Here is a 340-nt window from a genome sequence, read left to right as displayed (position 1 = left end):
CGTCCCTTTTGGAGCGGGCGGTTATCCGTCCGCTCTGCTTGCTGCCGGTGCCGACGTGATCGCTCTCGATCGGGATCCGACGGCAGTCGCGGCCGGACAGGCGTTGGACGACGCCTCCGAAGGCCATCTTAAACTCATCCATTCGCAGTTTTCGCAGCTAGGCCTTCATGTGCCCGAAGGCGGGCTCGATGGCGTCGTGTTCGATATTGGCGTTTCCTCGATGCAGATCGACGAGGCCGATCGCGGCTTTTCTTTCCAGAGGAACGGGCCGCACGACATGCGCATGTCGAAGGACGGCGTCTCGGCAGCCGATGACGTCAATCGCGCCAAGGTCGGCGGT

1 protein-coding gene is annotated in these 340 nt (G+C 62.6%); it reads left to right on the top strand.

The genetic code is table 11. The features are described 5' to 3' along the window. Positions 1 to 340 (top strand): 16S rRNA (cytosine(1402)-N(4))-methyltransferase (gene mraW / locus KVS69_RS19100; RefSeq protein WP_217539539.1); only part of this gene is annotated, 340 nt, incomplete at both ends.

The organism is Stenotrophomonas sp. GbtcB23 (assembly GCF_019091045.1).
Classification (GTDB): domain Bacteria; phylum Pseudomonadota; class Gammaproteobacteria; order Xanthomonadales; family Xanthomonadaceae; genus Stenotrophomonas; species Stenotrophomonas rhizophila_A.
Note: the sequence above shows the minus strand (reverse complement) of the source record. Positions and strands in the feature narration are given on the sequence as shown.